Annotated in this window: 20 protein-coding genes; 6 read left to right on the top strand and 14 right to left on the bottom strand. The window is 70.9% G+C overall.

The features are described 5' to 3' along the window. Positions 1-33: 33 nt before the first annotated feature. The gene (locus ACZ6TI_RS34575) at positions 34-840 is read right to left on the bottom strand and encodes a class I SAM-dependent methyltransferase (protein WP_465349415.1); all 807 of its coding nucleotides are present in this window, start codon (positions 838-840) and stop codon (positions 34-36) included. A gap of 139 nt (positions 841-979) precedes the next feature. Next, positions 980-2167: a 4-hydroxybenzoate 3-monooxygenase gene (locus ACZ6TI_RS34570; RefSeq protein WP_465349414.1), complete on the bottom strand. Its 1188-nt coding sequence runs from the start codon at positions 2165-2167 to the stop codon at positions 980-982. A gap of 135 nt (positions 2168-2302) precedes the next feature. On the opposite strand from ACZ6TI_RS34570, the gene ACZ6TI_RS34565 reads away from it, so the two are divergent. Then, positions 2303-4072 carry a GH39 family glycosyl hydrolase gene (locus ACZ6TI_RS34565; protein WP_465349413.1) on the top strand — a complete coding sequence of 590 codons (1770 nt, stop codon included), beginning with the start codon at positions 2303-2305 and terminating at the stop codon, positions 4070-4072. Then, positions 4069-5484 (top strand): alpha-amylase family glycosyl hydrolase, encoded by a 1416-nt coding sequence (locus ACZ6TI_RS34560; RefSeq protein WP_465349412.1) that lies wholly within the window; start codon positions 4069-4071, stop codon positions 5482-5484. Before ACZ6TI_RS34565 ends, ACZ6TI_RS34560 begins: the two co-directional genes overlap by 4 nt. Here the strand turns inward: ACZ6TI_RS34560 and ACZ6TI_RS34555 are convergent. From ACZ6TI_RS34555 to ACZ6TI_RS34535, 5 genes are read right to left on the bottom strand one after another with little or no spacing between them, the layout of a single operon-like run. Further along, positions 5406-7229, bottom strand: a complete 1824-nt coding sequence (locus ACZ6TI_RS34555) for an ABC transporter ATP-binding protein (RefSeq protein ID WP_465349411.1) — start codon at positions 7227-7229, stop codon at positions 5406-5408. The two genes, ACZ6TI_RS34560 and ACZ6TI_RS34555, sit on opposite strands and share 79 nt — an antisense overlap. A 1-nt stretch (position 7230) precedes the next feature. Further along, positions 7231-8121, bottom strand: coding sequence for an ABC transporter permease (locus ACZ6TI_RS34550; protein ID WP_465349410.1), 891 nt, complete (start codon positions 8119-8121; stop codon positions 7231-7233). Further along, positions 8118-9107 carry an ABC transporter permease gene (locus tag ACZ6TI_RS34545; protein ID WP_465349409.1) on the bottom strand — a complete coding sequence of 330 codons (990 nt, stop codon included), beginning with the start codon at positions 9105-9107 and terminating at the stop codon, positions 8118-8120. Before ACZ6TI_RS34545 ends, ACZ6TI_RS34550 begins: the two co-directional genes overlap by 4 nt. Positions 9108-9112: 5 nt before the next feature. Beyond that, entirely contained in the window at positions 9113-10771 is a 1659-nt protein-coding gene (locus ACZ6TI_RS34540) for an ABC transporter substrate-binding protein (protein WP_465349408.1), read from the bottom strand. Beyond that, on the bottom strand, positions 10768-11784 hold the full coding sequence (locus ACZ6TI_RS34535) for a LacI family DNA-binding transcriptional regulator (protein WP_465349407.1): 1017 nt from the start codon (positions 11782-11784) through the stop codon (positions 10768-10770). The genes ACZ6TI_RS34540 and ACZ6TI_RS34535 overlap by 4 nt, the downstream gene beginning before the upstream one ends. 121 nt (positions 11785-11905) lie before the next feature. On the opposite strand from ACZ6TI_RS34535, the gene ACZ6TI_RS34530 reads away from it, so the two are divergent. Next, positions 11906-13912, top strand: coding sequence for a beta-galactosidase (locus ACZ6TI_RS34530; RefSeq protein WP_465349406.1), 2007 nt, complete (start codon positions 11906-11908; stop codon positions 13910-13912). A gap of 215 nt (positions 13913-14127) precedes the next feature. Here ACZ6TI_RS34530 and ACZ6TI_RS34525 read toward each other — a convergent pair whose 3' ends face one another. The 6 genes from ACZ6TI_RS34525 to ACZ6TI_RS34500 form a co-directional block, all read right to left on the bottom strand. After that, positions 14128-14316 carry a hypothetical protein gene (locus ACZ6TI_RS34525; protein WP_465349405.1) on the bottom strand — a complete coding sequence of 63 codons (189 nt, stop codon included), beginning with the start codon at positions 14314-14316 and terminating at the stop codon, positions 14128-14130. A gap of 155 nt (positions 14317-14471) precedes the next feature. Continuing rightward, the gene (locus tag ACZ6TI_RS34520; RefSeq protein ID WP_465349404.1) at positions 14472-14960 is read right to left on the bottom strand and encodes a pyridoxamine 5'-phosphate oxidase family protein; all 489 of its coding nucleotides are present in this window, start codon (positions 14958-14960) and stop codon (positions 14472-14474) included. 8 nt (positions 14961-14968) lie between these two features. Beyond that, positions 14969-16072: an epoxide hydrolase family protein gene (locus ACZ6TI_RS34515; RefSeq protein ID WP_465349403.1), complete on the bottom strand. Its 1104-nt coding sequence runs from the start codon at positions 16070-16072 to the stop codon at positions 14969-14971. Positions 16073-16097: 25 nt separating this feature from the next. Beyond that, positions 16098-17618, bottom strand: coding sequence for a precorrin-2 C(20)-methyltransferase (locus tag ACZ6TI_RS34510; RefSeq protein ID WP_465349402.1), 1521 nt, complete (start codon positions 17616-17618; stop codon positions 16098-16100). Then, the gene (locus ACZ6TI_RS34505) at positions 17615-18232 is read right to left on the bottom strand and encodes a precorrin-8X methylmutase (protein ID WP_465349401.1); all 618 of its coding nucleotides are present in this window, start codon (positions 18230-18232) and stop codon (positions 17615-17617) included. Before ACZ6TI_RS34505 ends, ACZ6TI_RS34510 begins: the two co-directional genes overlap by 4 nt. Beyond that, complete coding sequence (locus tag ACZ6TI_RS34500) at positions 18232-19416, bottom strand: precorrin-3B synthase (RefSeq protein ID WP_465349400.1); 1185 nt, start codon at positions 19414-19416, stop codon at positions 18232-18234. The genes ACZ6TI_RS34505 and ACZ6TI_RS34500 overlap by 1 nt, the downstream gene beginning before the upstream one ends. Before the next feature lie 136 nt (positions 19417-19552). Between ACZ6TI_RS34500 and cobN the strand changes: the two genes are divergently transcribed. From cobN to ACZ6TI_RS34485, 3 genes are all read left to right on the top strand, one after another. Further along, the gene (gene cobN / locus ACZ6TI_RS34495; RefSeq protein ID WP_465349399.1) at positions 19553-23098 is read left to right on the top strand and encodes a cobaltochelatase subunit CobN; all 3546 of its coding nucleotides are present in this window, start codon (positions 19553-19555) and stop codon (positions 23096-23098) included. 155 nt (positions 23099-23253) lie between these two features. Beyond that, positions 23254-24654, top strand: coding sequence for an IS607 family element RNA-guided endonuclease TnpB (tnpB, locus tag ACZ6TI_RS34490; protein ID WP_465349398.1), 1401 nt, complete (start codon positions 23254-23256; stop codon positions 24652-24654). Next, positions 24644-25036: a hypothetical protein gene (locus tag ACZ6TI_RS34485; protein WP_465349397.1), complete on the top strand. Its 393-nt coding sequence runs from the start codon at positions 24644-24646 to the stop codon at positions 25034-25036. Before tnpB ends, ACZ6TI_RS34485 begins: the two co-directional genes overlap by 11 nt. Here the strand turns inward: ACZ6TI_RS34485 and cobF are convergent. Next, entirely contained in the window at positions 25012-25761 is a 750-nt protein-coding gene (cobF, locus tag ACZ6TI_RS34480) for a precorrin-6A synthase (deacetylating) (RefSeq protein WP_465349396.1), read from the bottom strand. The two genes, ACZ6TI_RS34485 and cobF, sit on opposite strands and share 25 nt — an antisense overlap. Positions 25762-26060: the final 299 nt, after the last annotated feature.

Here is a 26060-nt window from a genome sequence, read left to right as displayed (position 1 = left end):
TGGGGGTGGTACGCATGATGTCCACTGTGCGGTTCAGCCCTTGCGCCCGGTGGTGGAGAGCAAGAGCATGCCGCGAAGCACCAGGGCCGGATCCATGGCCAGGCGCCGCATGGTCTCGAGATCCTCGGCGGCCATGCCGGCCGCGACGAGCCTGTCGTGCAGCTCGGTCGATCCCTCGTACGCGAGCAGACACATCCCGGTGCCGCCACTCCAGGAGGACTGCCACGCCTCGGTGTTCACATCGGCCAGTGCGATGTCCCGCATGGCCTGGTGCACCCCGCGGCACCAGGTCGGGTCGTTGCCGCTCTTCACCAGCACGGTGGCCAGCGCCTTCTCGTAGTCCGCGAAGATCTCCTGGGCCCGCGGGTCCGGAGTGGCCAGCACCGCGGCGGACCAGCGCGACTCCAGCTCCTCGATGATCACCGCGCCGCCCGGGCGCAGCGCGCCGGCCAGCCGGGCCAGCACCTCACGTCGCTCCGGCAGGTGCTGCAGCACGGCCCGCGCGTGGATGATGTCGAACTCGCCGGCGGGCAGATCGTCCACCGTGATGTTGTGCTGGACGACGGTCACGCCCGGGTGGGGACGGACGTGCTGCGGCTTGATGTCGGTGGCGATGACCTCACCCGACGGCCCGACCTCGTCGGCCATGAAGGCGGCGATGGTGCCGGCCCCGGCGCCGATCTCGAGGCACCGCGACCCGGCGGTCAGCCCGGCCTGGCGCAGGCGGATCCGGGTGAAGCTGTCGAGCATCGTGCTCAGCGCGTCGAGCAGGCCGGAGGCGGTGGGCTTGTCGTTGTTGAACGCATAGGGACTAGCGGGACCCTTGGTGGCCGCGGTCATCCAAGATCTCCTGGAGGGGGAAGGGCGTGACCAGGCATAGGGAAGGGTCGATAGTCACGCCGAGCGATGATCATATATGCGTGTTGCAGGGTAGCGGGCGAATGTCTTGATCGGAACCGGTACCGTCCGCTGTGTCCGCTCAGCCGTCGCCGGCCTGTAGCGCGGCGTAGAGCCCGGCGGCGTGGTCCGAGGTGAACAGTCGTTCCAGCCGCGCGCGGGCGATCTTGTGGCGGAACTCGCCCGCGGTCGCCGGGTCGCCGGAGTCGTGCAGCATCTCGGTCATCCAGAGCGAGAACTCCTGGTAGTTCCAGGTCCGTGCCAGGCAGGTGGCGGAGTAGTCGCGCAGCGGCTGCTCGTCGCCGTCGCGCACCGCCGAGCGCACCGCCTTGGCCAGCGCCTCGGCGTCGAAGACGGCCAGGTTCATGCCCTTGCCGCCCATCGGCGTGATGATGTGCGCGGCGTCGCCGACCAGGAAGAGCCGGCCGTAGGACATCGGGTCGGTGACGAAGCTGCGCATCTCGATGACCGACTTCTCCAGCACTGGGCCGGCCGGCAGGTCCGGCTCCCCGGTGCGCAACCGCAGCTGCTCGAAGATCCGCTCGTCGGTCCAGGCGGAGAGGTCCTCGTCCGGCGCGATCTGCAGATAGAAACGGCTGCTCTTGGGCCCGCGGGGGAAGTACGCGGCGAACCCGTGGACGCTCACCGCGAACATCGGGTGGCGCGGCGGCGGGATGTCGGCCAGCACGGTGAACCAGCCGATGCCGTGGTCGTACGTGTAAGTCGTCAGCGCACCCTCGGGGGCACTACGCCGGGTGACGCCGTGGAATCCGTCACATCCGGCCACGTAGTCGCACTCGAGCTGCCGCAACGCACCGGAAGCATCCCGATATGTGACGGTCGGGCGCTCGCTGTCCAGCTTGTCCAGCTGCACGTCGGCGCAGTCGAAGCGGACGTCGCCCTTGTCCTCGAGGAACGCGGCGATCAGCCGCTGCACCAGGAACTGCTGCGGCAGGATCCGGGCGAACCTGTCGCCGGCCAGCGCGGCGACCGGCAGGATGTGCGGCACGCCGTCGATGCGGAAGTCCTGCATGCCGTCCACCCGGGAGTCCTGCAGCACCCGGTCGGCCAGCCCCCACTCCTCGAACATGGTGGCCGCGCGCCACTCCAGCACCCCGGCGCGCTGCCGCTGCTCCACATAGGTGCGGCTCTGCCGTTCGATCACCACGCACTCGATGCCCGCCGAGCGGAGCAGATTTGCCAGCGTCATGCCGGACGGACCGGCCCCGACGATCGCGACCGTGGTCGTCTCGTGCACCGCTTCAGGCATTCATGCTCCTCGTTCGCCCGTGCCCCGCTCAGACCATAGGAGATGACCTATGGAAGGTGTGCGGCGGCCCACCCGGCAGATGGCTCGGTAACCGGTTACAGTGACCTCTGAGTCGATTCCGACAGGGGGAGCGCCGTGAGCAACGAGGCCCGGGCGGGGTGGAAAGCGCACTACCGGCACCGTGGCGGCAGGCTCGCTGCCGACGTCACGCCCGACCTGCCCCCGCCGTCCGGACTGCGCGCCACCCCCGGCGCCGGGCACGTCCTGCTGACCTGGGACCCGGTCGACGACGCCGTCGGATACCAGGTGCATCGCGACGGCGTTCCGGTCGATCACCAGGGCGGCGACGTGCTCGCGGTGCCCGACTGCTGGTATGTGGACACCACCGGCGAGCCCGGCCGCGACGGTCGCTATGCCGTCTCGGCGATCGCCGAGGTCACCGTGCCCGGCCGGACCGGCGCGGAGGTGGTGGCGGCGGCACTGCCGGCCGCCGCGGAGCCGCCGTCGGTCACGGTTCGGATCCGAACCGAGGTGCCGGGCGTGCCGCTGGCGAAACCGTGGCAGCCGATGATCGGTTCCGAGCGCCTGTCCCAGCTGCTCAGCCCGGATCTCTCCGGCGGGCGCCCGATCGGCGCCGAGCTCTTCGACGCGCTGCGCCGGGCCCGCGGCGAGCTGGGCGTGGAAGCGGTCCGGGCGCACGCGATCCTGCACGACGACCTCGGGGTCTATCGCGAGGACGAGGGCGAGCCGCGGTTCGACTTCGGCACCGTGGACCGGGTCTACGACCGGCTGCTCGGCATCGGCCTGCGCCCGGTGGTGGAGATCGGCTTCATGCCCCGCGCGCTGGCCGCCGAGACCGTCCGCACGGTCTTCAACTACCAGGGCCACATCTCCCCGCCGGTCGATTGGGACAGGTGGGCCGCGCTGGTCCGCGCGCTGGTCGAGCACCTCCTCGAGCGTTATGGCGAGCAGGTCCTGGACTGGGATTTCGAGGTCTGGAACGAGGCCAACCTCGAGGTCTTCTGGACCGGCACGCAGGACGAGTGGATGCGGCTCTACGACGTCACGGCGGCGGCGGTGAAGGCGGTGGACGAGCGGATCCAGGTCGGCGGGCCGTCGTCGGCGGCCGCGGGCTGGGTCGACGACCTGCTGCTGCACGTGCGCGAGTCCGGTGCGCCGGTGGACTTCGTCTCCACCCACACCTATGGCAGTCCGCCGCTCGACCTGCGCCCGACGCTGCGCCGGCTCGGCTTCGAGGGGCGGCGGATCCTGTGGACCGAGTGGGGCGTCACGCCCACGCACTTCAACCCGGTCAACGACGGCACGTTCGCGGCCACCTTCCTGCTCTCCGGCATGCGCTCGGCGGCCGGCCGGCTGGAGGCGTTGTCCTACTGGGTGGCCAGCGACCACTTCGAGGAGCTGGGCCGGCCGCCGCGGCTGCTGCACGGCGGCTTCGGCCTGATCACGGTCGGCGGCATCGCCAAGCCGCGCTACCACGCGTTGCGCCTGCTCAGCCGGCTCGGCGACGTCGAGCTGCCGGTCACCGTCGAGGGCGACGGCGCGGGCGGGCTGGTGCAGACCTGGGCCGGCCGCCGGGCCGACGGCAGCGTGGCGGTGCTGGCCTGGGTCTCCACCCTGGACCAGTCGAAGCGCGACGGCGATCCGGCCCTGGCCCGCCGGCTCCGCTTCGCCCCCAAGCCCGGTGCGCTTGTCACCCGGCTGGACCGCGACCACGGCGATGTCACCACGCTCGCCGCCGAGCTGGGCGTCGGCGAGTGGCCCGACGAGAAGCAGTGGAAGGCGCTGGCGGTGGCCGACGCGCTGAGGGCCGAACCGCTGCCGGACAGCGGCGAGGTGCTGGTCCCGCAGCCCGGGGCGGTGCTGGTCGAGTTCCCGGCGCGATGAGCCCGTGGTGGGCCGAGGCGGTCGTCCAGGAGATCTACGTGCGGTCGTTCGCGGACGCGGACGGCGACGGCATCGGTGACCTCGACGGCGTGCGGTCGCGTCTCGGCCATGTCCGTGACCTGGGCGTGGACGCGATCTGGCTGACCCCGTTCTATCCCACCGCCGACCGCGACGCCGGCTACGACGTCATCGATCACCGGGCGGTCGACCCGCGACTGGGCACCCTCGACGGGTTCGACGCGCTGCTGCGCCGCGTACACGACGAGGGTTTGAAATTGATCGTCGACCTGGTGCTGAACCATGTGTCGAGCGAGCACCCCTGGTTCCGGCAGGGGCGGCGCGAGCTCTTCCACGTGCGGCCGGGGCGGGGGGATCGGCCGCCGTCCAACTGGCAGTCGATCTTCGGCGGGCCGGCCTGGACCCGGTTCGGCGACGGCGACGAGTGGTACCTGCACCTGTTCGATACCGGTCAGCCGGACCTGAACTTCGGTCACCCGGAGGTGCTTGCCGACGCCGAGCGGACGCTGCGGTTCTGGCTGGACCGCGGGGTGGACGGCGTGCGTTTCGACGCGGCCGGCTCGATCGTCAAGGCATCCGGCTATCCGGACCTGCCCCTTGGCTGGCGATCCGGCGATCCGGCGCCGTTCTCCGACCAGCCGGGCGTGCACGACGTCTATCGGCGCTGGGCGCGGGTGCTGGCCGACTATCCGGGTGACCGGCTCGGCGTCGCCGAGACGTGGGGCCGGACCGAAGACCTCTCCCCTTACGTACGCCCGGACGAGCTGCACCAGGCCTTCGCGATGCAGCCGCTGTTCTGGCCCCTCACCGCCGACGCGTGGCGCACCGGCATCGACGACCTGCTCGCCGCCACCACCCCGCACGGCCGCCTGCCCACCTGGGTGCACGGCAACCACGACGTGAGCCGGGCGGCGACCCGCTGGGGCCTCGACGGCAGCGCGATGATGCTGCTCCTGCTGCTGGCCCTGCCCGGCTCGGTCTATCTCTACGCGGGCGATGAGCTCGGCCTGCCGGACGTGCCGCTCGACCTGCCGGACAAGCGGCTGGCCGCCCGGATCCCGGTGCCGTGGAAGCGATCCCCGCCGCCGTACGGCTTCGGGCCGGACGGCGCCCGCACCTGGCTGCCGCAGCCCGCGGGCTGGGGCCGGCACGCCGGCTCGCCCCGGCTGCTGTCCGCCGCGCTGGCCCTGCGCAAGGCGGCCTGGCACGGCCCGCTCGCCTGGCTGGACGCCCCGCCCGGCGCGCTCGCCTTCCGCCGCGACACCGGCTGGGAGTGCGTCGTCAACTTCGGCGCCGAACCGCTGTCCTGGCACGGTCAGGCGGTGGCGCCGCGCTCGACCGCCTGGGTGTCGCCGAACGGGTTGGGGATCGAGTCGAGCAGCAGCTTCGTGTAGTCCTCCCGCGGCGATCCGATCACTCGAGCGGTCGGGCCGCTCTCCACCAGCCTTCCCTGGTAGAGCACCAGCACCTCGTCCGCGAGCAGCCGCGCGCTGAGCAGGTCGTGGGTGATGTAGAGCATGGCCAGGCGGCGCTCGGCCACCAGCGTGGCGAGCAGTTGCAGGATCTCCGCCCGGATCGACACGTCCAACATGGACACCGGCTCGTCGGCGATCAGGATCTCCGGGTCCGGAGCCAGCGCGCGGGCAGTCACGACCCGTTGCCGCTGGCCGCCGGAGAGCTGGTGCGGCAGCTTGTCCAGGAACTGGCCGGCCGGCGAGAGGCCGACGCTCTCCAGCAGCTCGGCCGACTTCTCCCGGATTTCCGCGCCGCGCAGGCCGCGATAGTTGATCAGCGGGCGGGACAGGGCGTAGGCGATCGTGCGGGTCGGGTTGAGCGCGCTGAACGGGTCCTGGAAAACCATCTGCACGTGGCCGCGGAACTGCCGGAGGCCGCGGCCGTGCAACTTGTCGACCCGTAGGTCGCCGAAGCCGACGGTGCCGCCGGTCGGCTTCTCCACGCCGGTGACCAGCTTGGCGATCGTGCTCTTGCCGCTGCCGGACTGGCCGACCAGCGCGGTCACCCGGCCTCGGCGCAGTTCCAGGCTGACGTCGTCGACGGCCAGGTTGCTGGTCGTCCGCAGACCGCGGCGGCTGTGGTAGCGCTTGGTCGCGTTTCGGACGCTGAGGACCGGCTTGCCCTGCGGCCCGCCGGCCCGGGGTGCGAGGAGCGGGAAGACGCCGTCGCGGTGCCGGGGCAGGCGGCCTTCCTGGAAGACCAGGCAGCGGACGTTCTCGACCAGCTCCGGGTGGGTGGTCCGGCACTGGTCCTCGACGTACGGGCAGCGCGGCGCGAACAGGCAGCCCTCGTGCTGCACGGTCAGATCCGGCGGCCGGCCGGGCAGGTAACTGACCTTGGGAGCCGGCGCCCGCGGGTCGGCATAGGAGGCCAGCAGCGCGCGGGCATAGGGGTGTCGCGGGTCGCGGAGCAGGTCGCCGGCCGGGCGGTCCTCGACGAGCTCGCCGGCGTACATCACCAGCGCGCGGTCCGCGAGATCCAGCACCGTGCCCAGGTCGTGGCTGACGAACAGCACCGCGAAGCCGAGCTCGGCGCGCAACCGGCGCAGCTCGATGAGGATGTCGTGCTGCACCACCACGTCCAGGCCGGTGGTCGGCTCGTCCAGCACCACCAGCTTGGGCCGCAGTGCCAGCGCCAGGGCCAGGGCGACCCGCTGCCGCATGCCGCCGGAGAGCTCGTGCGCATAGGAGTCCAGCACGGCCGGTTCCAGCGACACCATCCGCAGCAACTCGGTGGCCCGCTCGTCGGCCTTGTCCGTGACGCCGTGCGCGGCGAACGTGTCGGCGAACTGCGCCCGGATCCGGATCACCGGGTTCAGCGAGTTCATGCTGCTCTGGAACACCGTGGACAGCTTCACCCAGCGGAGTTGGCGCAGCTCCTCGTCGCCGATCGAGGCGACGTCGACACCCTCGAAGGAGACCGTGCCGCCGACGATCCGGGCGGGCGGGGTGAGCAGCCGCAGGATCGCGTTGCCCAGCGTGGACTTGCCGCAGCCGGACTCGCCGATCAGCCCGACGAACTCGCCGTCGGCGATCGCGAAGGACACGTCGTGCACGGCCGGCACCGCGGCGCCGTCCCGCGGCAGATAGCTGACGCTGACGTTCTCGACATCGAGCAGTGCCATGTCAGTCCTCCCGCAGCGTCGGGTTGCTGAGCGCGTCGATGCCGAAGTTGATCAACGCGAACGAGGTGATCAGCAGGGCCAGGGCCAGGCCCGGCGCGATCAGCCAGGCATAGAGGCCGGTGACCAGGGCGCCGCCCAGGCTGGCCTGGTTGAGCATCGCGCCCCAGCTGATCGAGTTCGGGTCGCCGAGCCCGAGGAAGGCCAGGCCGGCCTCGCCGCCGATCGCGCCGAGCGCCGCGCCCATGAAGCTGACCACGATCAGCGAGGTCATGTTCGGCACGATCTCACGCCAGATGATCCGGGCGGTGCCGTCGCCGGCCAGCCGCGCCGCGGTGATGTAGTCGCGGTTGCGCAGGGTGAGCACCTGCGCCCGCTTGATCCGCGCGCCGAACGCCCACCCGGTGATGCTGATGACCACGATGATCAGCGTCAGCCCGTGCACCGGCGAGTACGCCGCCAGCGTGATGATCAGCGGCAGCACCGGGACCACCAGGCCCAGGTTGATGAAGAACGACAGCACCTCGTCGACCCAGCCGCCCAGATAGCCGGCGGTCAGCCCGATCGCGAGGCCGATCAGGGTGGCCAGGGTGCCGGCCACGAACCCGACGATCAGCGAGATCCGGGCGCCATAGATGAGCTGGGAGAAGACGTCCTCGCCCTGGTTCGTGGTGCCCAGCCAGTGCGCGCCGGACGGTCCGGTCGCGGTGTCGAAGGAGGCGTCCCGGGGGTCGTAGGGCGCGATCAGCGGCGCGAAGACCGCCACCACGATGAACGCCGCCAGCATGATCAGGCCGGCCCGGCACTTGCCGTTGCGCAGCAGGATCAGCGCCCAGCCGGGCAGTTTCGAGGTGCGCCCGGCCTTGATGGCCTCGGCCTGCAGAACCTCGGTCATGACGCCCTCCGCACTCGCGGGTCCAGGAAGCCGTAGAGCACGTCGGCCAGCAGGTTCGCGATCAGAACACCGACCGTGATGAACAGGAAGATCGCCTGCATCAGCGGGTAGTCGCGGTTGGACACCGACTCGACCAGCAACCGGCCCATGCCGGGGTAGTTGAACACCGTCTCGACCAGCACGGTGCCGCCGAGCATCGCGCCCAGCGAGATGGCGAAGCCGGTCACGTTCGGCAGGATGGCCAGCCGCGCGCCGTAGGTCAGCGCGATCCTCCGGTCCGGCAACCCGCGGGCCTTGGCCAGCCGGGCGTGGTCCTCGCCGAGCTCCTGCACCATGTTGTTGCGCATCCCGATGATCCAGCCCACCGGGCCGGTGATCAGCAGCGTCACGGCCGGCAGCACGCTGTGCTGGAACGCGTCCGAGAAGAAGATCCAGCTCCAGCCCGGCGAGCTGCCGCCGCCGTAGCCGCCGCCGTCCGGGAACCAGCGCAGCACGAACGCGAACACGTAGATGAACAGCAGCGCCAGCCAGAAGAACGGCAGCGCGCCGATGAAGGTCGAGCCCAGCGTGATCACCGAGTCGATCCGGCCGTTGCGGCGGTAGGCGGCCCAGGCGCCGAGCAGCGTGCCGACCACGAACGAGATGACCTGGGTGACCCCGACCAGCACCACGGTCCAGATCAGGGTCTGCCCGATCATGTGCGTCACGGTGTAGGGGAAATAGGTGTACGAGACCCCGAAGTCGCCGCGCACCAGGTCCGACAGGTAGTCCACGTACTGTGTGAGGAGGTTCCCGCCGGGCGCGCCCAGCATGTGCCGGACCGCCTCCACCTGGGCCGGGTCGACGGCCTGGGACTTGCCGGCGAGGCGGCTGACCATCGCCTCGGCCGGGTCGCCCGGCTGGAGCCGGGGGATCAGGAAGTTGAGGGTCACGGCGGCCCACAGCGTGGCGACGAAGAACAGGAACCGTCTGACGAAGTAGGCCACCGCGATCAGCTCGCCGGCTTGAGGTGGGTGATGATCAGCAGGTTGTCGCTCGGCATGCCGTACGGGTCCTGCTCGTTCGGCCAGCCGGCGGCCCGCTTGGTGCTGTACTGGAACCAGACCGCGCCGTACCAGACGGTCACCATCGGCACCTGGTCGTACATCACCTTGGCGATCTGCCCGATCAGCGCCTTCTTCTGGTTCTCGTCGGTGGCCGCCGCGATCTGCGCCAGGATCTGGTCGGTCGCCGGGTCCTGGAAGCGGATCCGGTTGGTCTCGGTCTTCGTGCCGATCGGCTTGGTCTTGCTGCTCGCCAGCAGGTTCAGGAAGTTGTCGTACGTGTTGCACGAGTTGCCGATCACGTCGATCGCGGTGTCGAAGCTGCCGATGCCGAGATCGTTGTAGTACGTGGTCGGGTCCGGCTTGTCCTGCTCGACGGTGAGGCCGAGCGCGGTCAGGTTGGCCACCATGATGCGGGCCGCCGCCACCCAGTCGTCGAAGGCGCCGGGCACCGCGAACTTGAACTTCACCGGCTTGCCGTCCTTGCCCAGGCGCTTGCCCTCGGCGTTCTTGGCGTATCCGGCCGCGGTCAGGGCAGCGTCCGCCTTGGCCGGGTCGTAGCCGATCAGCCCCTGGTCCGGGATGTCGGCCGGCACCAGGTCCGCCTGTCCGGGCACCACCAGGCCGGTCTGGCTCGCCTCTTTCACGTACCCCAGTTGGGCTTTTTCGACGATCTGCTTCTTGTCGAAGGCGGTCGTCAGAGCCTTGCGGAAGGCGACGTCGTTGAACGGCGCCTTCGTCAGGTTCATGGCCAGGCTGACCGCGCCGCCCGGCGGATACCAGTAGTGGTTGTGCTCGGGATCGCGGTCCACATAGGTCTTCTTGATGTCCTGCACGAACATCGCGTTGGTGTCGTATTCACCGCGGCTGAGCTTGAGCTGGTCGACGTCACCGCTGCTGTTCGGGGTGTGGAACCGGATCTCCTCGACGTTGACCTTGTCGGCCTGCCAGTAGTCCGGGTTGCGCGCGATGGTGAGCTGCTGCGGGTTGAACGCTTTCACGGTCATCGGGCCGGTGCCGATCGGGTTCTCCGCGTTGGGGAACTTGACCGGGTCGGCGATGGTCGACCAGATGTGCTTGGGCACGATCCGGATGTTCTGGAACAGCGGGATGGTGAACGCGCCCGGCTGCTTGAACGTCATGGTGACCGTCTTCGGATCGGTCGTGGTGACCGCGTCCAGGTGGTTCCAGATGCCGGTGGAGTCGAACGCCTCGTTCTTCTTCAGCAGGTCGAAGGTGAACGTGACGTCGTCGGCGGTGAACGGCTTGCCGTCGGTGAACTTCACGCCGTCACGCAGCGTCCAGACCAACGTCCTGGGATCGGTCCACTTGTATCCCGTGGACAGCCAGGGCACCTCTTTGCAGGCGTAGTTGTCGAAGGTGATCAGCGGCTCGTAGACGTAGAAGACGGCCTGCAGCATGTCGGTGGTCAGGAACGGGTTGTAGTTCGCCTGCGGGTTGGTGCCGCCGCCGAAGCCCGCGTAGTCCAGGAAGGCGATCCGGCCGGACGAGGTGGTCCCGCCGCCGGTCCGGCCTTCGGTGCCGGTGCAGCCCGCGGCGAGCAGCATCGTGGTGGCGGCCGCGGCGGCGATCCATTTCCTTCTCACGAGGGGGTACCTCCGGTCTCTGCCGGGCATCCGCAACTGCGGCGGATGACCAGCTCGGTGGGGAGCACGATCTGCGGTGGCGCGGCGTCGGCCTCGCGTGGCGCCATCAACATCGCGGCGGAGCGCGCGGCCAGCTCACGGACGGGCTGGCGCACGGTGGTGAGCGGAGGATTGACCAGCGCCGACATCGGCGCGTCGTCAAACCCCGTGATGACCAGATCCTGGGGTACGCGCAACCCGCGGCCGAGCGTGGCCACCAGCGCGCCGAACGCGGTCTCGTCGTTCGCGCAGACCATCGCGCTGGGCGGGGTGGCGCGGTCCAGCAGTTGCTCGGCGGCCAGCACGCCGTCCCGGCCCTCGAGCGCGACTCGCAGCGGATCCGCCGGGCTCAGGCCGAGGTTGTGATGCGCCTGGGCGAAGCCGGCCCACCGCTCGGCCACGTCGGGGGAGCCCTCCGGGGTGCCGACGAACACCAGGTCGGGCAGCTTGTGGTGGACCAGCAGGTGCTCGGTGAGCGCGGCCATCGCGGTGCGGTTCTCGGTGCGGATCGACGCCGCCTTCTCCGGGCCGCGGCCGGCAATCACCACCACCGGCACCAGGTCGGCCAGCTTGATCAGCGCCGCGTCGTCCACCGTGCCGCCGAGCACGGCCACGCCGTCCACCCGCCGGGCCATCTCGATCACCTGGGACTCGGAGTCGTCCCGCATGTGCGTGCAGAGGATGTGCACGGCGATCCGGGAGCGCACCGCCTCGGACTCGAAGCCCTGGATCAACTCGCCGAAGTAGGGGCCGGACATGCCCGGGAAGACCAGTCCGACGGCGCCGTGCCGGCCGGCCGCGAGCGCCTTGCCGAGCGGGTCGGGGCGGTAGCCGGTGGCCTCGATCGCGTCGAGCACCTTCTGCCGCGTCTCCGGTGCCACCTGACCCACGCCGTTGTAGACACGGGACACCGTCGCCACCGAGACTCCCGCGAGACGGGCGATCTCGCGTACGGTCATCCGGCTGTTGCTCAAGGCGGCCTCTTTCCCTAACGTGGCTGACGGTAACCGGTAACAGTAACCGGTTACCGGGCACCTTAAGCAGGTGCTTTCGGGGGCGCAACATTTAACGGATTCCGTGGAGGGAACGTCCGGTATGTCGAGAGTCGAGCTACGCGGCGGACGCATCGTCATCGATGGACAACCGCAACTCGTGCTGGCCGGCGAGGTGCACTACTTCCGGCTGGACCCGGCGGACTGGGCCGAGCGGCTGCGCGCCCTGCGGGCCGCGAACTGCGACACCGTGGCGACCTACGTGCCGTGGATCTGGCACGAGCTGCCGGACGGCACGATCGACCTGACCGGCGCCTCGGACCCGCGGCGGGACGTGGCCGGGTTCCTCGACCTCGCGCACTCGCTGGGGCTGCGCGCGATCGTCCGGCCGGGGCCGTACGTGATGGCCGAGCTCAAGAACGAGGGCGTCCCGTACCGGCTCTTCGAGAACCCGGACCTGGTGCCGCGGACCTGGGACGGCTCGCCGGTGCCGAACGCGACGCTCGACTACTCGGCGCCCGGCTTCCTGGCCGAAGTGGACGGCTGGTACGCCTCGGTGATGCCGATCTTCGCCGAGCGCCTGATCGACCGGGGCGGGCCGATCATCGCGGTGCAACTCGACAACGAGGTCGGCATGCTCTCCTGGGTCACCAACGCGCCACCGAACGGCAAGCCGTCGTCGCTGGCCGAGCACGACGAGTTCGCGCGGTCGCTGCGTGCGCAGTACGCGGAGTACTTCACCGCTCTGCGCACGTCGGCCGAGCTCTACGGGGTGCGGGACGTGCCGTTCCTGATCAATGTGCACGGCACCGGGGAGGGGCGCGGGCGGACCTATCCGATCGGGCTCAGTCAGCTGCGGGACGCGTACCACGGGGTGCCTGGTCTTGCCTCCGGGACCGATCTCTATCTGGGTGATCTGACCGTGGCCAATGCGCCCGACCTCTATGTCGCGAACGCGTTCACGGCCGCCACGAACGGCCCGGACCAGCCGCTGACCTCGCTGGAGTTCGAGTGCGGCAGCGGCGACTACAGCGAGGACTTCGCGACGCTGATCCCGCCGGAGGCGATCGACCTGAAGACCCGGCTGGCGGTCGCGCAGGGCAATCGGCTGCTGAACTACTACCTGTTCGCCGGCGGCCGCAATCCGGAGTTGGGTGCGCACGGGGACGGGACGTCGCTGATCGCGATCACCGGGGAGCGGCACGGGTTCGCCGCGCCGATCGACCCGGAAGGACGGCTGACGCCGGGCTACCACGCGATCGCCGCGGTGGCCGGGGCGTTGCGGCCGTTCGCGGCGGTGCTCGCCGACTCGACGCCGGTGCACGACGATCTGGCGCTCGGGCTGGTCCGCGATCACTACCTGACCGAGTATCGGAATCCGTCATCCGTGGAGCGCGCCGAGCAGGTCGCCGATCTGGAGCGATTCCGGGGGATGGGCCCGCGGGACGTGCTCGCCAAGGCGCTGGTGCTCGGCGGGTTCTCGTTTCCGGCGGTGGATCTGCAGACCTCCGCCGTGCTGCCGCACGTGGTGGCGCTCGGGAGTCCGCGCACGCTCGGAGCGGACGTGCAGCGGCGGCTGGCCGAACACGTGCTCGGCGGGGGAAGTCTGCTGCTGCACGGGGTGCTGCCGGACCGGGACTTCGACGGGTCGCCGTGCACGATCCTGGCCGACGCGCTGGGAGTGCGGGGCGGGCGGTTCGTGCCGGCGACGCACGGCTATTTCACGTCGGTGGCCGGGGGTGGTGGGCCGGAGGTGCGGGTCGGCTATGCCCAGCTCCTCAGCTCTTCCGCTGATCCGCTCCTCACCGAGGTCGGTTCCGGGGAGGCGTGTGCTTTCGCCGTTTCGGCCGGTGCGGGCCGTGCCGTGATCATCGCGGCCGACTACCCCTGCCACCTCGACTTCTGGCGCGCCCGGCTGGCGTGGCTCGGGGTGACGCCGCAGCTGGTGATCGAACCGGACAATCCGGGCGTCATCGCCCTGAGCACTTCCGACTCCACCGGCCACCGCCTGCTGCACCTGATCAACGTGGCGCCCAGCCTCGCGGAGTTCTCAGTGCTCGGCCGCTTCTTCCGGCTGCCGGCCCGCTCCGGCCTGATCATTGAGCTGTAATTCGTGCGGACGCGAAGCCTCCAGCTGCTCGACACGGTGGACGTGCTCTATCTGGGCCGCCTACCCGCCGCTCACCATCGGCCTCTGCCGCCTCACCTCGGGACCACCGCCCGCGCAGCGCGAACGGCCTGATCGACGTGACGGCGGTGGCCGAGGGTGTGGAGACCGCGGAGCAGGGGGCCGAGCTGCCCCGCCCTGCCGCCAGCCGACCGCGATCAGCGGGATGCCAGCCACCGACCGTCCACGGTGTCCCGTTCAATGCGGGCGCCGACCAGCCCGAACGGGGCCGGAGTCACCCCACGTCGCCCATCCCACACCTCGAGCGCGTCGGGCACGAACCGCAGCACCACGAACCCCTGCTGGCCCTTTGCTCTGCTTCCTCTGAGGAAGCGATCGCCATCCATCGGGCCGCCCGGACTTGCTCCGCCCGCTGCGCCTCCGCGACGCTTCCCGCTCTCCTCACCATCCGAGCCGGATCGGTGCAGCGTGCGTGCCGCACCTTCGGAGCTCGGTTCTGCCTCACCACCCGAGCCGGATCGGTGCATCGTGTCTGCCGCACCTACCTCGCCATCCCGGCTGAGTCGGGCTTCTCGCTCTCCTCAACCCGGGGATCGGATCCCTCCGGGCGGGATTCGTGGTCCGCGCACTTCCCACTCTCCGGGGCTGTCGGGCCGTCCGGCCAGAAGGCGTGCCAGATGGGCATGAACCAGCGGCGGCGGGACTCGGGGTCGTCGAGGATCTCGGCCGTGCAGTGGGCGACCACGCAGGCCGCGTCGCGGTCTCGCTGGTAGACCAGCAGCGCTCGCCCGGTCTCCTGGATCTCGGCGACCTTGCGCGATGCCGGTGACGTGCCGACGTGCACCGCCAGGGTGTCCCGGTGCGGCCGGAACGGCTGCACCACCCGGGCGTTCGTGCCCGCCTCGGTGGTGGTCACCAACAGGCAGTAGCGCTTTGCCCGCATCACCGCGAGCGCCGCGCCCAGCACGTGTTCCGGCGTCTCGCGCGCTCGCCGCACCCCGATCGCACGGACCGCCCGGCCCACCCACATGCCGTCCCCTAACCGCCGTGCCGCACCTTGGTGAAGAACGCCGCCATGTCCGCGGCCATCATCTCGGGCGCCTCCATCGCCGCGAAGTGGTGCCGCGCATTGTTGTGCTCCGGCCAGTGCACGATCCGGTTGGTCCGCTCGGCGAACCGGCGGATCCCGGGCGGCCCGGTGAACACCCCGGTCGGCGCGGCGGTCTGCCCGGCCGGCCAGGCGAAGCCGGTGGCGTCGTACATCGGCCACGACGACGTGCCGAACGTGCGGGTGAACCAATAGACGCTCAGGTTGGTCAGCAGCGCATCGCGGTCGAGCACCTGCTCCAGCGGCTCGGGCGCGGTGCTGAACTCCTTGAACTTCTGGGTCATCCAGGCCAGCGCCGCCACCGGCGAGTCGTGCCAGCCATAGGCGAACGTCTGCGGCGCTGCCCGAAGCAACGCGTGATGGTCCACGCCGGACATCCAGTCCATCTTCTGCATCTCGGCGAAGGCGGCCCGCTCCTCGTCGGTCATCTCCGGCAGGTCCGCCTCGGTGGGAAAGCCCAGCCCGGCGATCACATAAACCCCGGCGACGTGGTCCGGCGCCACCTTCGCCACCTCGGGCGCCACGTAGGCACCCAGGTCGCCGCCCTGCACGCCGTAGCGCTCATATCCCAGCTCGCGCATCAGCCCGGCCCACAGCCGGGCGACATCTCCCGTGGTGAACCCCGCCTCGCGTGGCGGCGCGGAGAATCCGAAGCCGGGCACGGACGGGACCACCACGTCGAAACCGCGCTCGGTCAGCGGCCCGATCAGGTCGCGGAACTCCACGAACGAGTTCGGCCACCCGTGCGTGAGGATGATCGGAAAGGCGTCCGGGTGCGGGGAGCGCGCCCGGAGGAAGTGGATCGCTTGACCGTCGATCTCGGTCGTGAACTGCGGGAACTCGTTGAGCCGCCGCTCCTGAGCGCGCCAGTCGAAGCCGTCGCGCCAGTGCTCGGCCAGCTCGCGCAGGTGGTCCAGCGGCACGCCGCGCCGCCACGGATCGCCGGGCAGCTGCGGCGTCCATCTCGTGCGGGCGAGGCGGTCGCGCAGGTCGTCGAGGTCGGTCTGCGGAACATCGATGCGGAAAGGCTTCATGCGGACACGCTAGAAACCATTGCGGTCAGTTTCCGTCCGGATAGGTGCGCGGGGTGTAGACGAAGGTGGACCCGTCGGCCCGGCCGACCGCACGGGTGCGGCTGGACCCGATGATCAGCAGGCAGCGCATGTCGACGGTGGCCGGGTCGAGTTCGGCCAGCGTGGTGACCAGCAGCGACTCGGCGGGGCCGCCGACGTCGCGGCCGACCACCACCGGCGTCTCCGGTGCGCGGTGACCGAGCAGCAGTTCGCGCGCCTCGGCGAGCTGGGTGATGCGGCTGCGCGAGGCCGGGTTGTAGATCGCGATCACCAGGTCGGCGCTCGCCGCGGCGGTCAGCCGGGCCGCGATCACACTCCACGGTTTGAGCCGGTCGGAGAGCGACAACACACAGAAGTCGTGCCCGAGCGGCGCGCCGGCCCTGCTCGCCACCGCGTGCGCGGCGGTCAGGCCCGGCACGATCCGAACCGGCACATCCTTCCACTGTGGATCCTCGGCGGTCTCGAGCACCGCGGCGGCCATGGCGAAGACGCCCGGATCGCCGGACGACACCACCGCCACCCGGCGTCCCTGCTTCGCCAGATCGAGCGCGAACGCGGCCCGCTCCGCCTCGACCCGGTTGTCCGAGGAGTGCCGCCGCTGCCGCGGGTGCGGCGGAACGCGATCGACATAAGGCCCATAGCCGACCACGTCGTCGGCGTCGGCCAGTGCGGCTGACGCCTCTGGAGTGAGCCATCGCGGATCGCCCGGCCCGAGCCCGAGAACCGTGACGCCGCCCTCGCCCGCCCGCGCTTCCTCCGAGCTCTTTCCTGGCTGCTGAGCGCCACCGGTCGGGGAACGGCTGGGCAGCAGTGCCAGGGAGAAATACGGCACGGTCGCCGGATCGACGTCGGCGACCCGGGCGGTGCGCTCGCGGTCGGTGGTGGCGCGCTCGACATACCACGCCTCGTCGAGCCGGCCGGCCCGGTCGAGTGCCTCGCGGACGCCGTCGAACGTGCGCCCGAGCTTCATCACGGCGGCCGAGTCGGTCGCCGCCAGACGGGCCGCCAGCTCGGCCGGCGGCAGCGTGCCGGGCAGCACGGTGAACACCTCGTCGCGCTCCACCAGCGGGCGGCCGAGCACCGCGGCCGCGGCGCTCACCGAGGTCACCCCGGGCACCACGACCGTCTCGTAGCGATCCGACAGCCGCTTGTGCATGTGCATGTAGGACCCGTAGAAGAACGGATCGCCCTCGGCCAGCACCACCACGTCGCGCCCGGCATCCAGGTGGGCGGCCAGCCGCGCCGCGCTCCGCGCATAGAACTCGTCGATCGCGCCCTGGTAACCGCCGGGATGGTCGGTGGTCTCGGTGGTGACCGGGTAGATCAGCGCCTCCTCGATCTGGCCGGCCCGCAGGTATGGCTCCGCGATGGCGCGCGCGTTGCTGCGCCCGTGCCGGGCCGCGTGGTAGGCCACCACCTCGGCCGCTGTGATCAGGCGCGCGGCCTTGACCGTCACCAGTTCCGGATCGCCGGGGCCGAGCCCGACGCCGAACAGCCGGCCGGTCACTCCCGCTCCGAAGCGAGGGCGTTGACCGCGGCGGCGGTGATCGCGCTGCCGCCGCGCCGGCCGCGCACGATCAGATAATCCAGATCGGAGGCGGCGAGGGCGTCCTTGGACTCGGCCGCACCGATGAAGCCGACCGGGATGCCGAGCACCGCGGCCGGCCGCGGCGCACCCGCCGCCACCATTTCCAGCAGCCGGAACAACGCCGTCGGCGCGTTTCCGATCGCCACCACCGAGCCCTCCAGCCGGTCGCCCCACAGTTCGAGCGCGGCCGCGCTGCGAGTGGTGCCCAGTCGCGCGGCCAGGTCGGGCACGGCGGGATGCCGCAGCGTGCAGATCACCTCGTTGTCCGCGGGCAACCGCTTGCGGGTGACCCCGGCGGCGACCATCTCGGCGTCGCAGAAGACCGGCGCGCCGGCCCGCAACGCCCGGCGCGCGGCGGGCACCACACCCTGGCTGAAGCCCAGATCGTCGACCAGGTCGACCATGCCGCACGCGTGGATCATGCGGACCGCCACCGGCGCCACGTCGAACGGCAACCGGTCGAGCCCGGCCTCGGCGCGGATCGTGGCGAACGACCGCCGATAGATCTCCGCGCCATCGCGCACATATTCCATCACGCTCTCCTCGCCGCTGTGACCACGTCGCCTGCCCTCTCCACCGCAATCTCGGCGGTGGCGTGCGGCGAGATCACCTGATAACCCCCGTCGACGGCCTCGACCCGCACGTGCGGGCCGGCCGGGCTCCCGCAGCCGCGCCCGCAACCGATCCAGTGCACCGGCAGCCCCTCGGCGAACCGGGTGCTCGCGGCGGCATCGCGCCGCACGTCGGCCAGCGCGCTCGCGCACCGGGGACGGCCCGCGCACGCCGTCACGCCGGACCAGCGCGAGCCCGGCACGACGTCGAGCCCGTCGCCGCCGAGCCGCCGGAGCCAGACCTCGGCCGCCTCCCGGGACAGGTCGGGCAGGACGATGCCGCGCCACGGCGTCACGACCAGCTGCGCCGCCTCCGCCAGGGTCGTCAGCTGGTCGGCGTCGAGGCAGCCCAGGGGCACGAGGGCGGCCGCGGCGAACCGGCCGCCGGGCTGCTCGATCAGGCCGAGCGGCTCGACCGGTGACTCCGGCCGCGGCGGCTCCTGCGCAGTGAGCTCGGCGCCGATCGCCGCGGCGGTCCGCCGGGCGACGCGGGCCGGGCCGTCGGACAGCTCACGCAGTCGCCAGGCCATGCTCGCCTGCTCGTCGCGCTCGGTCAGGAAGGCGTGTGCCGCAGCCAGCAGGGTCGGCACAACCATGGCCGGAGTGACGCGCAGACCCTGGTCACGGCCGGCGAAGAGGATGGCGATGCCGCCCGGGGCCGCGATCGCGGACAGGTCGGCCGCGGTGGGCGACGGGCCCAGCCCGAACAGGAAGCGGCCGGGCAGGGCGGCCAGCGCCGGATCCGCGCAGAGGGCACGGTCGAGGGCGCGGACCTCGGGTCGCACGTCCCACTGCCCGGGGATCGTTTCGGCCGCTATGTTGCGTACCAATTCATGGGTCTCGGACGGCAGCAGGCCGGCCGCCCGCAGCTCCTCGGCCAGCGCCTCGGCCGGGGCTTTGATCAGAGCACGAAGCTGGACATTTGCCCTCGAGGTCAGCTCGACGTGGCCGTCGCCCCAGCGCGTCGCGAGGTCACGGACGACCCGCACCTGCGTGCCGGTGAGCAGACCGCCGGGCAGCCGGACGCGCGCCAGCGGCCCGTCGGCGGCGGCGTGCAACCGCAGCGCCCCGGGACAGGCATCGACATCCGAACGGCGTTCACTCACGGGCCGGACACTACCGATCCGCTACGACAAGAACGCAGTGCCGGGTCACGAGCGTCACACCGCCGATCGCGGCTTGACTCCGGCGTCAGCGGGCGGCAAGGGTTGGAGACCTCTTCGACGCGGGGTGCGGCCCCCGATGGGAGCGCCTGTGTTTCTGCTGCTGTCCACCTCCGACACCGACCTCCTCAGCGCCCGGGCCAGCGGTTCGGCGTTCCGCCCGGCCAACCCGGCGCGCACCGCCGTGAGCGACCTGCCGCGCCTGCTCGACGGGGTGGAGCTCGTGGTGGTCCGGTTGCTCGGCGGCCGTCGCGCCTGGCCCGAGGGCCTCGACGCGCTGCTCGCCGGTCCGGTGCCGGTGGTCGTGCTGGGCGGCGAGCAGGCGCCGGACGCAGAGCTGATGAAGCTCTCCACGGTGCCGGCCGGGGTGGCCGCCGAGGCGCACGGATATCTGGCCTACGGCGGCGCGGCCAACCTGGCCGCCCTGCACGACTTCCTCTCCGACACGATCCTGCTGACCGGGCACGGGTTCGCGCCCGCCGCCGAGGCGCCCGACTGGGGGGTGCTCGAGCGGACCGCCGCCGACGTCTCCGGGCCGGTCGTCGCGATCCTCTATTACCGCGCACACCACATGGCCGGCAACACCGCGTTCGTCGAGACCCTGTGCCGGGCCGTGGAGGCGACCGGCGCCCGGCCGCTGCCGATCTTCACCGCCTCGCTGCGCCGCATCAGCCCCGAGCTGCTGACCGAGCTGCGCAAGGCGGACACCCTGGTGGTGACCGTGCTGGCGGCCGGTGGCACGCAGCCCGCCACGGCCGGCGCGGGCGGCGACGACGAGGCCTGGGACGTCGGCGTGCTGGCCCGGCTCGACGTGCCGATCCTGCAGGCGCTGTGCCTCACCAGCAGCCGCGAGACCTGGGCGGCGAGCGACGACGGCCTGTCCCCGCTCGACGCGGCGACCCAGGTGGCGATCCCGGAGTTCGACGGCCGCATCATCACGGTGCCGTTCTCGTTCAAGGAGATCGACCCCGACGGGTTGTCGGTCTATGTGGCCGATCCCGAGCGCGCCGCGCGGGTGGCCGGCATCGCGGCGCGGCACGCGCGGCTGCGGCACATCCCGCCGGCCGAGCGTCGCGTGGTGGTGATGCTGTCGGCATACCCGACCAAGCATTCGCGCATCGGCAACGCGGTCGGCCTGGACACCCCCGCCTCGGTGGTCCGTCTGCTGGCCGCGATGAAGGCGGCGGGTTACCGGATCGGCGAGTTCGACGAATACGACGGCGACGGCCTGATCCACGCCCTGATCGCGGCCGGTGGGCAGGATCCCGACTGGCTCACCGAGGAACAGCTGGCGGGCAATCCGGTGCGGATCAACGGCGCGGGTTACGCACGCTGGTTCGCGACGCTGCCGGCCGAGTTGCGGGCCAAGATCGAGGAGCACTGGGGCCCGCCGCCCGGCGAGCTCTATGTCGACCAGGGCGACATCGTGCTCGCCGCGATGCGCGACGAGAACGTGGTCGTGATGGTGCAGCCGCCGCGCGGATTCGGCGCCAACCCGGTCGCCATCTACCACGATCCCGACCTGCCGCCGAGCCATCACTACCTGGCGGCCTACCGCTGGGTGGCGGACGAGTTCGGCGCCGACGCCATGGTGCACGTCGGCAAGCACGGCAACCTGGAGTGGCTGCCCGGCAAAAATGTCGGCATGTCCGCCGCGGACGGCACCGATGCCGCGCTGGGCGACCTGCCGCTGATCTATCCGTTCCTGGTGAACGACCCGGGCGAGGGCACGCAGGCCAAACGCCGCGCCCACGCGACGCTGGTCGACCACCTGATCCCGCCGATGGCCAGGGCCGAGTCCTATGGCGACATCGCCCGCCTGGAGCAACTGCTCGACGAGCACGCCAGCATCGCCACACTCGACCCGGCAAAGCTGCCCGCGATCCGGGCGCAGATCTGGACGCTCATCCAGGCGGCCCGGCTCGACCACGACCTGGGCCTGGCCGACCGGCCCGGCGACGAGGAGTTCGACGAGTTCATCCTGCACGTGGACGGGTGGCTCTGCGAGGTCAAGGACGTGCAGATCCGCGACGGGCTGCACATCCTCGGTGCGGCGCCGCAGGGCGAGGCCCGGGTCAACCTGGTGCTCGCCATGCTGCGCGCCCGGCAGATGTGGGGCGGCCAGGTCGCCGCTCTGCCCGGTCTGCGCGAGGCGCTCGGCCTGGTCGACGACGCGCCGATGCAGCAGGTCGACCGGGTCGAAGCCGAGGCCAAGGCGCTGGTCCAGGCCATGGAGGACGCCGGCTGGCCGCGCTCGGCCGCGGCGGTGACCGACGACGAGCAGGTGCGCCGGGTGCTCGAGTTCGCCGCCGCCGAGATCGTCCCGCGGCTCGACCGCACCACCGACGAGCTGACCAACACCCTGCACGCGCTCGACGGCGGTTACGTCCCGGCCGGTCCGAGCGGCTCCCCGCTGCGCGGCCTGATCAACGTGCTGCCGACCGGGCGCAACTTCTACTCGGTGGACCCCAAGGCCATTCCCAGCGCGCTGGCCTGGGAGACCGGGCAGGCGATGGCTGATTCGCTGCTCGCCCGCTACCGCCAGGACCACGGCGATTGGCCGCGGTCGGTGGGTCTGTCGGCCTGGGGGACGAGCGCGATGCGTACGGCCGGCGACGACATCGCCGAGATCCTGGCACTGCTCGGGGTGCGACCGATCTGGGATCAGGCGTCCCGCCGCGTCACCGGCATCGAGCCGATCGCCCTGGATGAGCTGGCCAGGCCGCGGATCGACGTGACGGTCCGCATCTCCGGCTTCTTCCGGGACGCGTTCCCGCACGTGGTGACGCTGCTCGACGACGCGGTGCGGCTGGTCGCCGAGCTCGACGAGCCGGCCGAGCACAATTACGTCCGCGCGCACGCCGTCGCCGACCGTGAGCAGCACGGCGACTGGCGGCGGGCCACCACCCGCATCTTCGGGTCGGCGCCGGGGGCGTATGGCGCCGGGATCCTGCCGCTGATCGACAGCCGGAACTGGCGGGACGACGCCGACCTGGCCGAGGTCTATGCGGTGTGGGGCGGGTTCGCCTATGGGCGCGATCTGGACGGTGTGGCCGCCCGGCCGGACATGGAGTCGGCCTATCGGCGGATCGAGATCGCGGCCAAGAACATCGACACCCGCGAGCACGACATCGCGGACTCGGACGACTACTTCCAATATCACGGCGGCATGATCGCCACGGTGCGGGCGCTGACCGGGAAGGCGCCGGCCGCGTACATCGGGGACTCCACCAACCCGGACGCGACGCGGACCCGCAGCCTGACCGAGGAGACCGCGCGGATCTTCCGGGCCCGGGTGGTCAACCCACGGTGGATCGCCGCGATGCGGCGGCACGGCTACAAGGGTGCGTTCGAGCTGGCTGCGACCGTCGACTACCTCTTCGGGTACGACGCGACCGCCGGCGTGGTGGCCGACTGGATGTATGAGCAGCTCGCCGCGTCCTACGTGCTCGACCCGGAGAATCAGGCGTTCATGACCAAGTCGAATCCCTGGGCGCTGCACGGCATCACCGAGCGACTGCTCGAGGCGGCTGACCGAAAATTGTGGGATTCGCCTGATCCGGATACGTTGTCAGCACTGCGGGAGGTCTATCTGGCTACCGAGGGTGATCTCGAGGAGGGATGACACCTGCTGGGATGTCGGCCGTCAGGAGTGGTCTGTAGTCAGCTGAGTTGTGACGTGACTGTGGCCCTAACGTCGTTGTGTGTTTGGTTTTACGGTCGCTGGGCCGCAGCTTGCCGTGCGCGGCGGGCGGTGCAGGCCGTGCTTGGGGATTTGGTGTGAAGACGGTTCAGGCGTATCGGTTCGCCCTGGATCTCACTGCGGGGCAGCAACGTCAGGTTCTGGCGCATGCTGGGGCTGCGCGGGTTGCGCATAACTGGGCGTTGGCCCGGGTGAAGGCGGTGATGGGCCAGCGCATCGCCGAGCGCTCTTATGGGGTGCCGGAGGATCAGCTGACCGCGTCGATGTCGTGGTCGCTGCCCGCGTTGCGCAAGCGGTGGAACTCGGCGAAAGCCGAGGTGGCGCCGTGGTGGCCGGAAGTCTCCAAAGAAGCGTTCAACACCGGCCTCGACGCTGTGGCGCGCGGGTTGAAGAACTGGGCCGACTCCCGCACGGGTAGCCGGGCGGGGCGGCCGGTCGGGTTTCCCCGGTTCAAGTCGCGGCGTCGGAGCACGCCGAGTGTGCGGTTCACCACCGGTGCTATCCGGGTCGAACCGGACCGCATGCACGTGGTTCTGCCGAGGCTGGGGCGGTTGAAGCTGCACGAGTCCGCCCGCAAACTCGCTCGCCGTCTCGGCAACCGGACGGCGCGGATCTTGTCCGCGACCGTGCGCTATGCCGGTGGGCGCTGGCAGGTGTCGTTCACCGTGGAGGTGGAACGCGGCGACCGGCAACCGGCACAGCCCGAGGCTGTGGTCGGCGTCGACGTCGGGATCAAACACCTGGCGGTCCTTTCCACCGGCGAGCTGGTCGACAACCCGCGGCACCTCGCCGCCGCCCAGGCCAGGCTCCGTGCGCTGAGCCGGGCACTGTCCCGTAAGACCGGCCCGGACCGGCTCACCGGGCGGTGCCCGTCAAAGCGCTGGCAGCGGGCGTCGGCTCGGCTCGGCCGCGCGCATGCCCGGGTGGCGAATCTGCGCCGGGACGGTCTGCACAAGCTCACCACCCGGTTGACCCGCGAGCGCGGCACGGTCGTGGTGGAAGACCTCAACGTGACCGGCATGCTGGCCAACCGCAGACTGGCCCGGCACATCGCCGACGCCGGATTCGCCGAGATCCGCCGGCAACTCGCCTACAAGACCGGCTGGAACGGCGGCCGGCTGGTCGTGGCCGACCGCTGGTATCCGTCCTCGAAAACCTGCTCGGGCTGCGGCACGGTGAAAACCAAGCTCGCCCTGTCCGAACGTGAATACACCTGTGAAGCATGCGGCCTGCACATCGACCGCGATTACAATGCTGCGCTCAACCTGGCCGCTCTCGCGACCAGGGTCGACACTGCCGGGAGTGGCCCGGTGGCTGGACGTGGAGCCGACCAGAAGACCCGTCCACGCGGGCAGGTGGCTGTGAAACGTCAACCCGGCACGGCACCCGCCGGTCAGACCGGGACCGTCCCACCGCAAGGCAGGACTACCGACCATGCGCTCACCAAAGCACACTGGAAGGTAACGGATGAGGACTGAAGGCCTTGGGGGTTGGGGTTGGTTCGCGAGCTGGGCGATCGTCGGGGCCGCGTATTCGCTCAGCGTGCTGGGCGCGCTCAGCATCGGCATCTTCGTCCTGCCGGTGGCCCTCGCGGGCACGATCTATCTGTTGCGCCGCCCGTCGGCGCGGCCGTTCGCGACCGGCGTGCTCTCCGGCATCGGGCTCCCGCTGCTGTATGTGGCGTTCCTCAACCGCGGCGGCCCCGGCACGGTCTGCGCGGAGACGTCCTGCGCCGAGCAACTGAGCCCCTGGCCGTGGCTGCTCGCCGGCGTCCTCTTCCTGCTGCTCGGCGCCGCCGCCCACCTGCTGCGCACCGTCCGCGGCCAGACGGCCGCTCAGCTGTCCCGGCGCAGCAGATAGGTGTCCATGATCCAGCCGTGCCGCTCGCGGGCCTCGGCACGCACCCGGGCGATCTCGTCCTTGACCTCGTCCACCGGCCCGGAGATCAGGATCTCGTCGGCCGTCCCGACATAGGCTCCCCAAAAGATCTCCGCGTCGGTCACCTGGGTGAACGTCTGCCCGGCGTCGAGCATCACCACGAGATCGTCGACGTCCTCCGGCCACCCTTCACCGAGCCGCCGCCCGGTGGTGATCTGCACCGGCCGCCCGACCCGGTTGAGCGGGACCCGATGCTTGGCGGTCAGCGCCGACACGCTGCTGATGCCCGGAATCACCTCGTAGTCGAAGGCGATCGCCCCACGCGCCAGGATCTCGTCGAGGATGGCGATGGTCGAGTCGTAGAGAGTGGGGTCGCCCCAGACCAGGAACGCGCCGGTCTCGTCATCCAGCAGATGCTCGGTGATCAGCGCCTCGGTCACGGCGGACCGCCGGCTGCGCCAGTCGGCCACGGTGCCTTCGTAGTCGTCGGGCTTGCGATCCCGCTCGGGGTCACGCCCCTCGGCGATCCGGCGGCTCGGCCGGGCATAGGCCTTGAGCATCCGCCGCCGCAGCTCGATCATGCTTTCCTTGGCTTCGCCCTTGTCCATCAGGAAGAACACGTCGGTCCGCCCGATGGCCTTGGCCGCCTGCAGGGTCAAATGATCCGGGTCGCCCGCACCGATCCCGATGACATAGATCTTCCGCACGGCCCCACTATGACGGACGCCGCCGCAACGACCCGCCCCACCCGTCCGTCCGTCTGGCGGCCCGGTGCGTTGCGTGCGGTGGCCGTGGCCTGGTTCAGGGCCCGTGCCGGATCATACGGCTGGATCGCACGTGATGCGTGCGGTGGGGTTGGTCTGGTCGGGGCGGTTTGGCTTCGTCCAGTGCACCTGCCGGCTCGTCCCTCGGGAGGCCGACACGATGGGCGCCATGGCGGTGTCGGCTCGTCCAGGTGAGTGCCCGGTCCGTTTGGTGCGGTGCGCGGTCATCGCGAGCGCCCTGG

Source organism: Actinoplanes sp. NPDC051388 (assembly GCF_055586225.1).
This window is presented reverse-complemented; position numbering and strand designations above follow the sequence as displayed.

Bases quoted from the DNA above. Each gene is read 5' to 3' on its own strand.
- ACZ6TI_RS34575 (WP_465349415.1), bottom strand. From the start codon at position 840: ATGACCGCGGCCACCAAGGGTCCCGCTAGTCCCTATGCGTTCAACAAC.
- ACZ6TI_RS34570 (WP_465349414.1), bottom strand. From the start codon at position 2,167: ATGCCTGAAGCGGTGCACGAGACGACCACGGTCGCGATCGTCGGGGCC.
- ACZ6TI_RS34560 (WP_465349412.1), top strand. From the start codon at position 4,069: ATGAGCCCGTGGTGGGCCGAGGCGGTCGTCCAGGAGATCTACGTGCGG.
- ACZ6TI_RS34555 (WP_465349411.1), bottom strand. From the start codon at position 7,229: ATGGCACTGCTCGATGTCGAGAACGTCAGCGTCAGCTATCTGCCGCGG.
- ACZ6TI_RS34550 (WP_465349410.1), bottom strand. From the start codon at position 8,121: ATGACCGAGGTTCTGCAGGCCGAGGCCATCAAGGCCGGGCGCACCTCG.
- ACZ6TI_RS34530 (WP_465349406.1), top strand. From the start codon at position 11,906: ATGTCGAGAGTCGAGCTACGCGGCGGACGCATCGTCATCGATGGACAA.
- ACZ6TI_RS34525 (WP_465349405.1), bottom strand. From the start codon at position 14,316: ATGGATGGCGATCGCTTCCTCAGAGGAAGCAGAGCAAAGGGCCAGCAG.
- ACZ6TI_RS34520 (WP_465349404.1), bottom strand. From the start codon at position 14,960: ATGTGGGTGGGCCGGGCGGTCCGTGCGATCGGGGTGCGGCGAGCGCGC.
- ACZ6TI_RS34515 (WP_465349403.1), bottom strand. From the start codon at position 16,072: ATGAAGCCTTTCCGCATCGATGTTCCGCAGACCGACCTCGACGACCTG.
- ACZ6TI_RS34505 (WP_465349401.1), bottom strand. From the start codon at position 18,232: ATGGAATATGTGCGCGATGGCGCGGAGATCTATCGGCGGTCGTTCGCC.
- cobN (WP_465349399.1), top strand. From the start codon at position 19,553: ATGGGAGCGCCTGTGTTTCTGCTGCTGTCCACCTCCGACACCGACCTC.
- ACZ6TI_RS34485 (WP_465349397.1), top strand. From the start codon at position 24,644: ATGAGGACTGAAGGCCTTGGGGGTTGGGGTTGGTTCGCGAGCTGGGCG.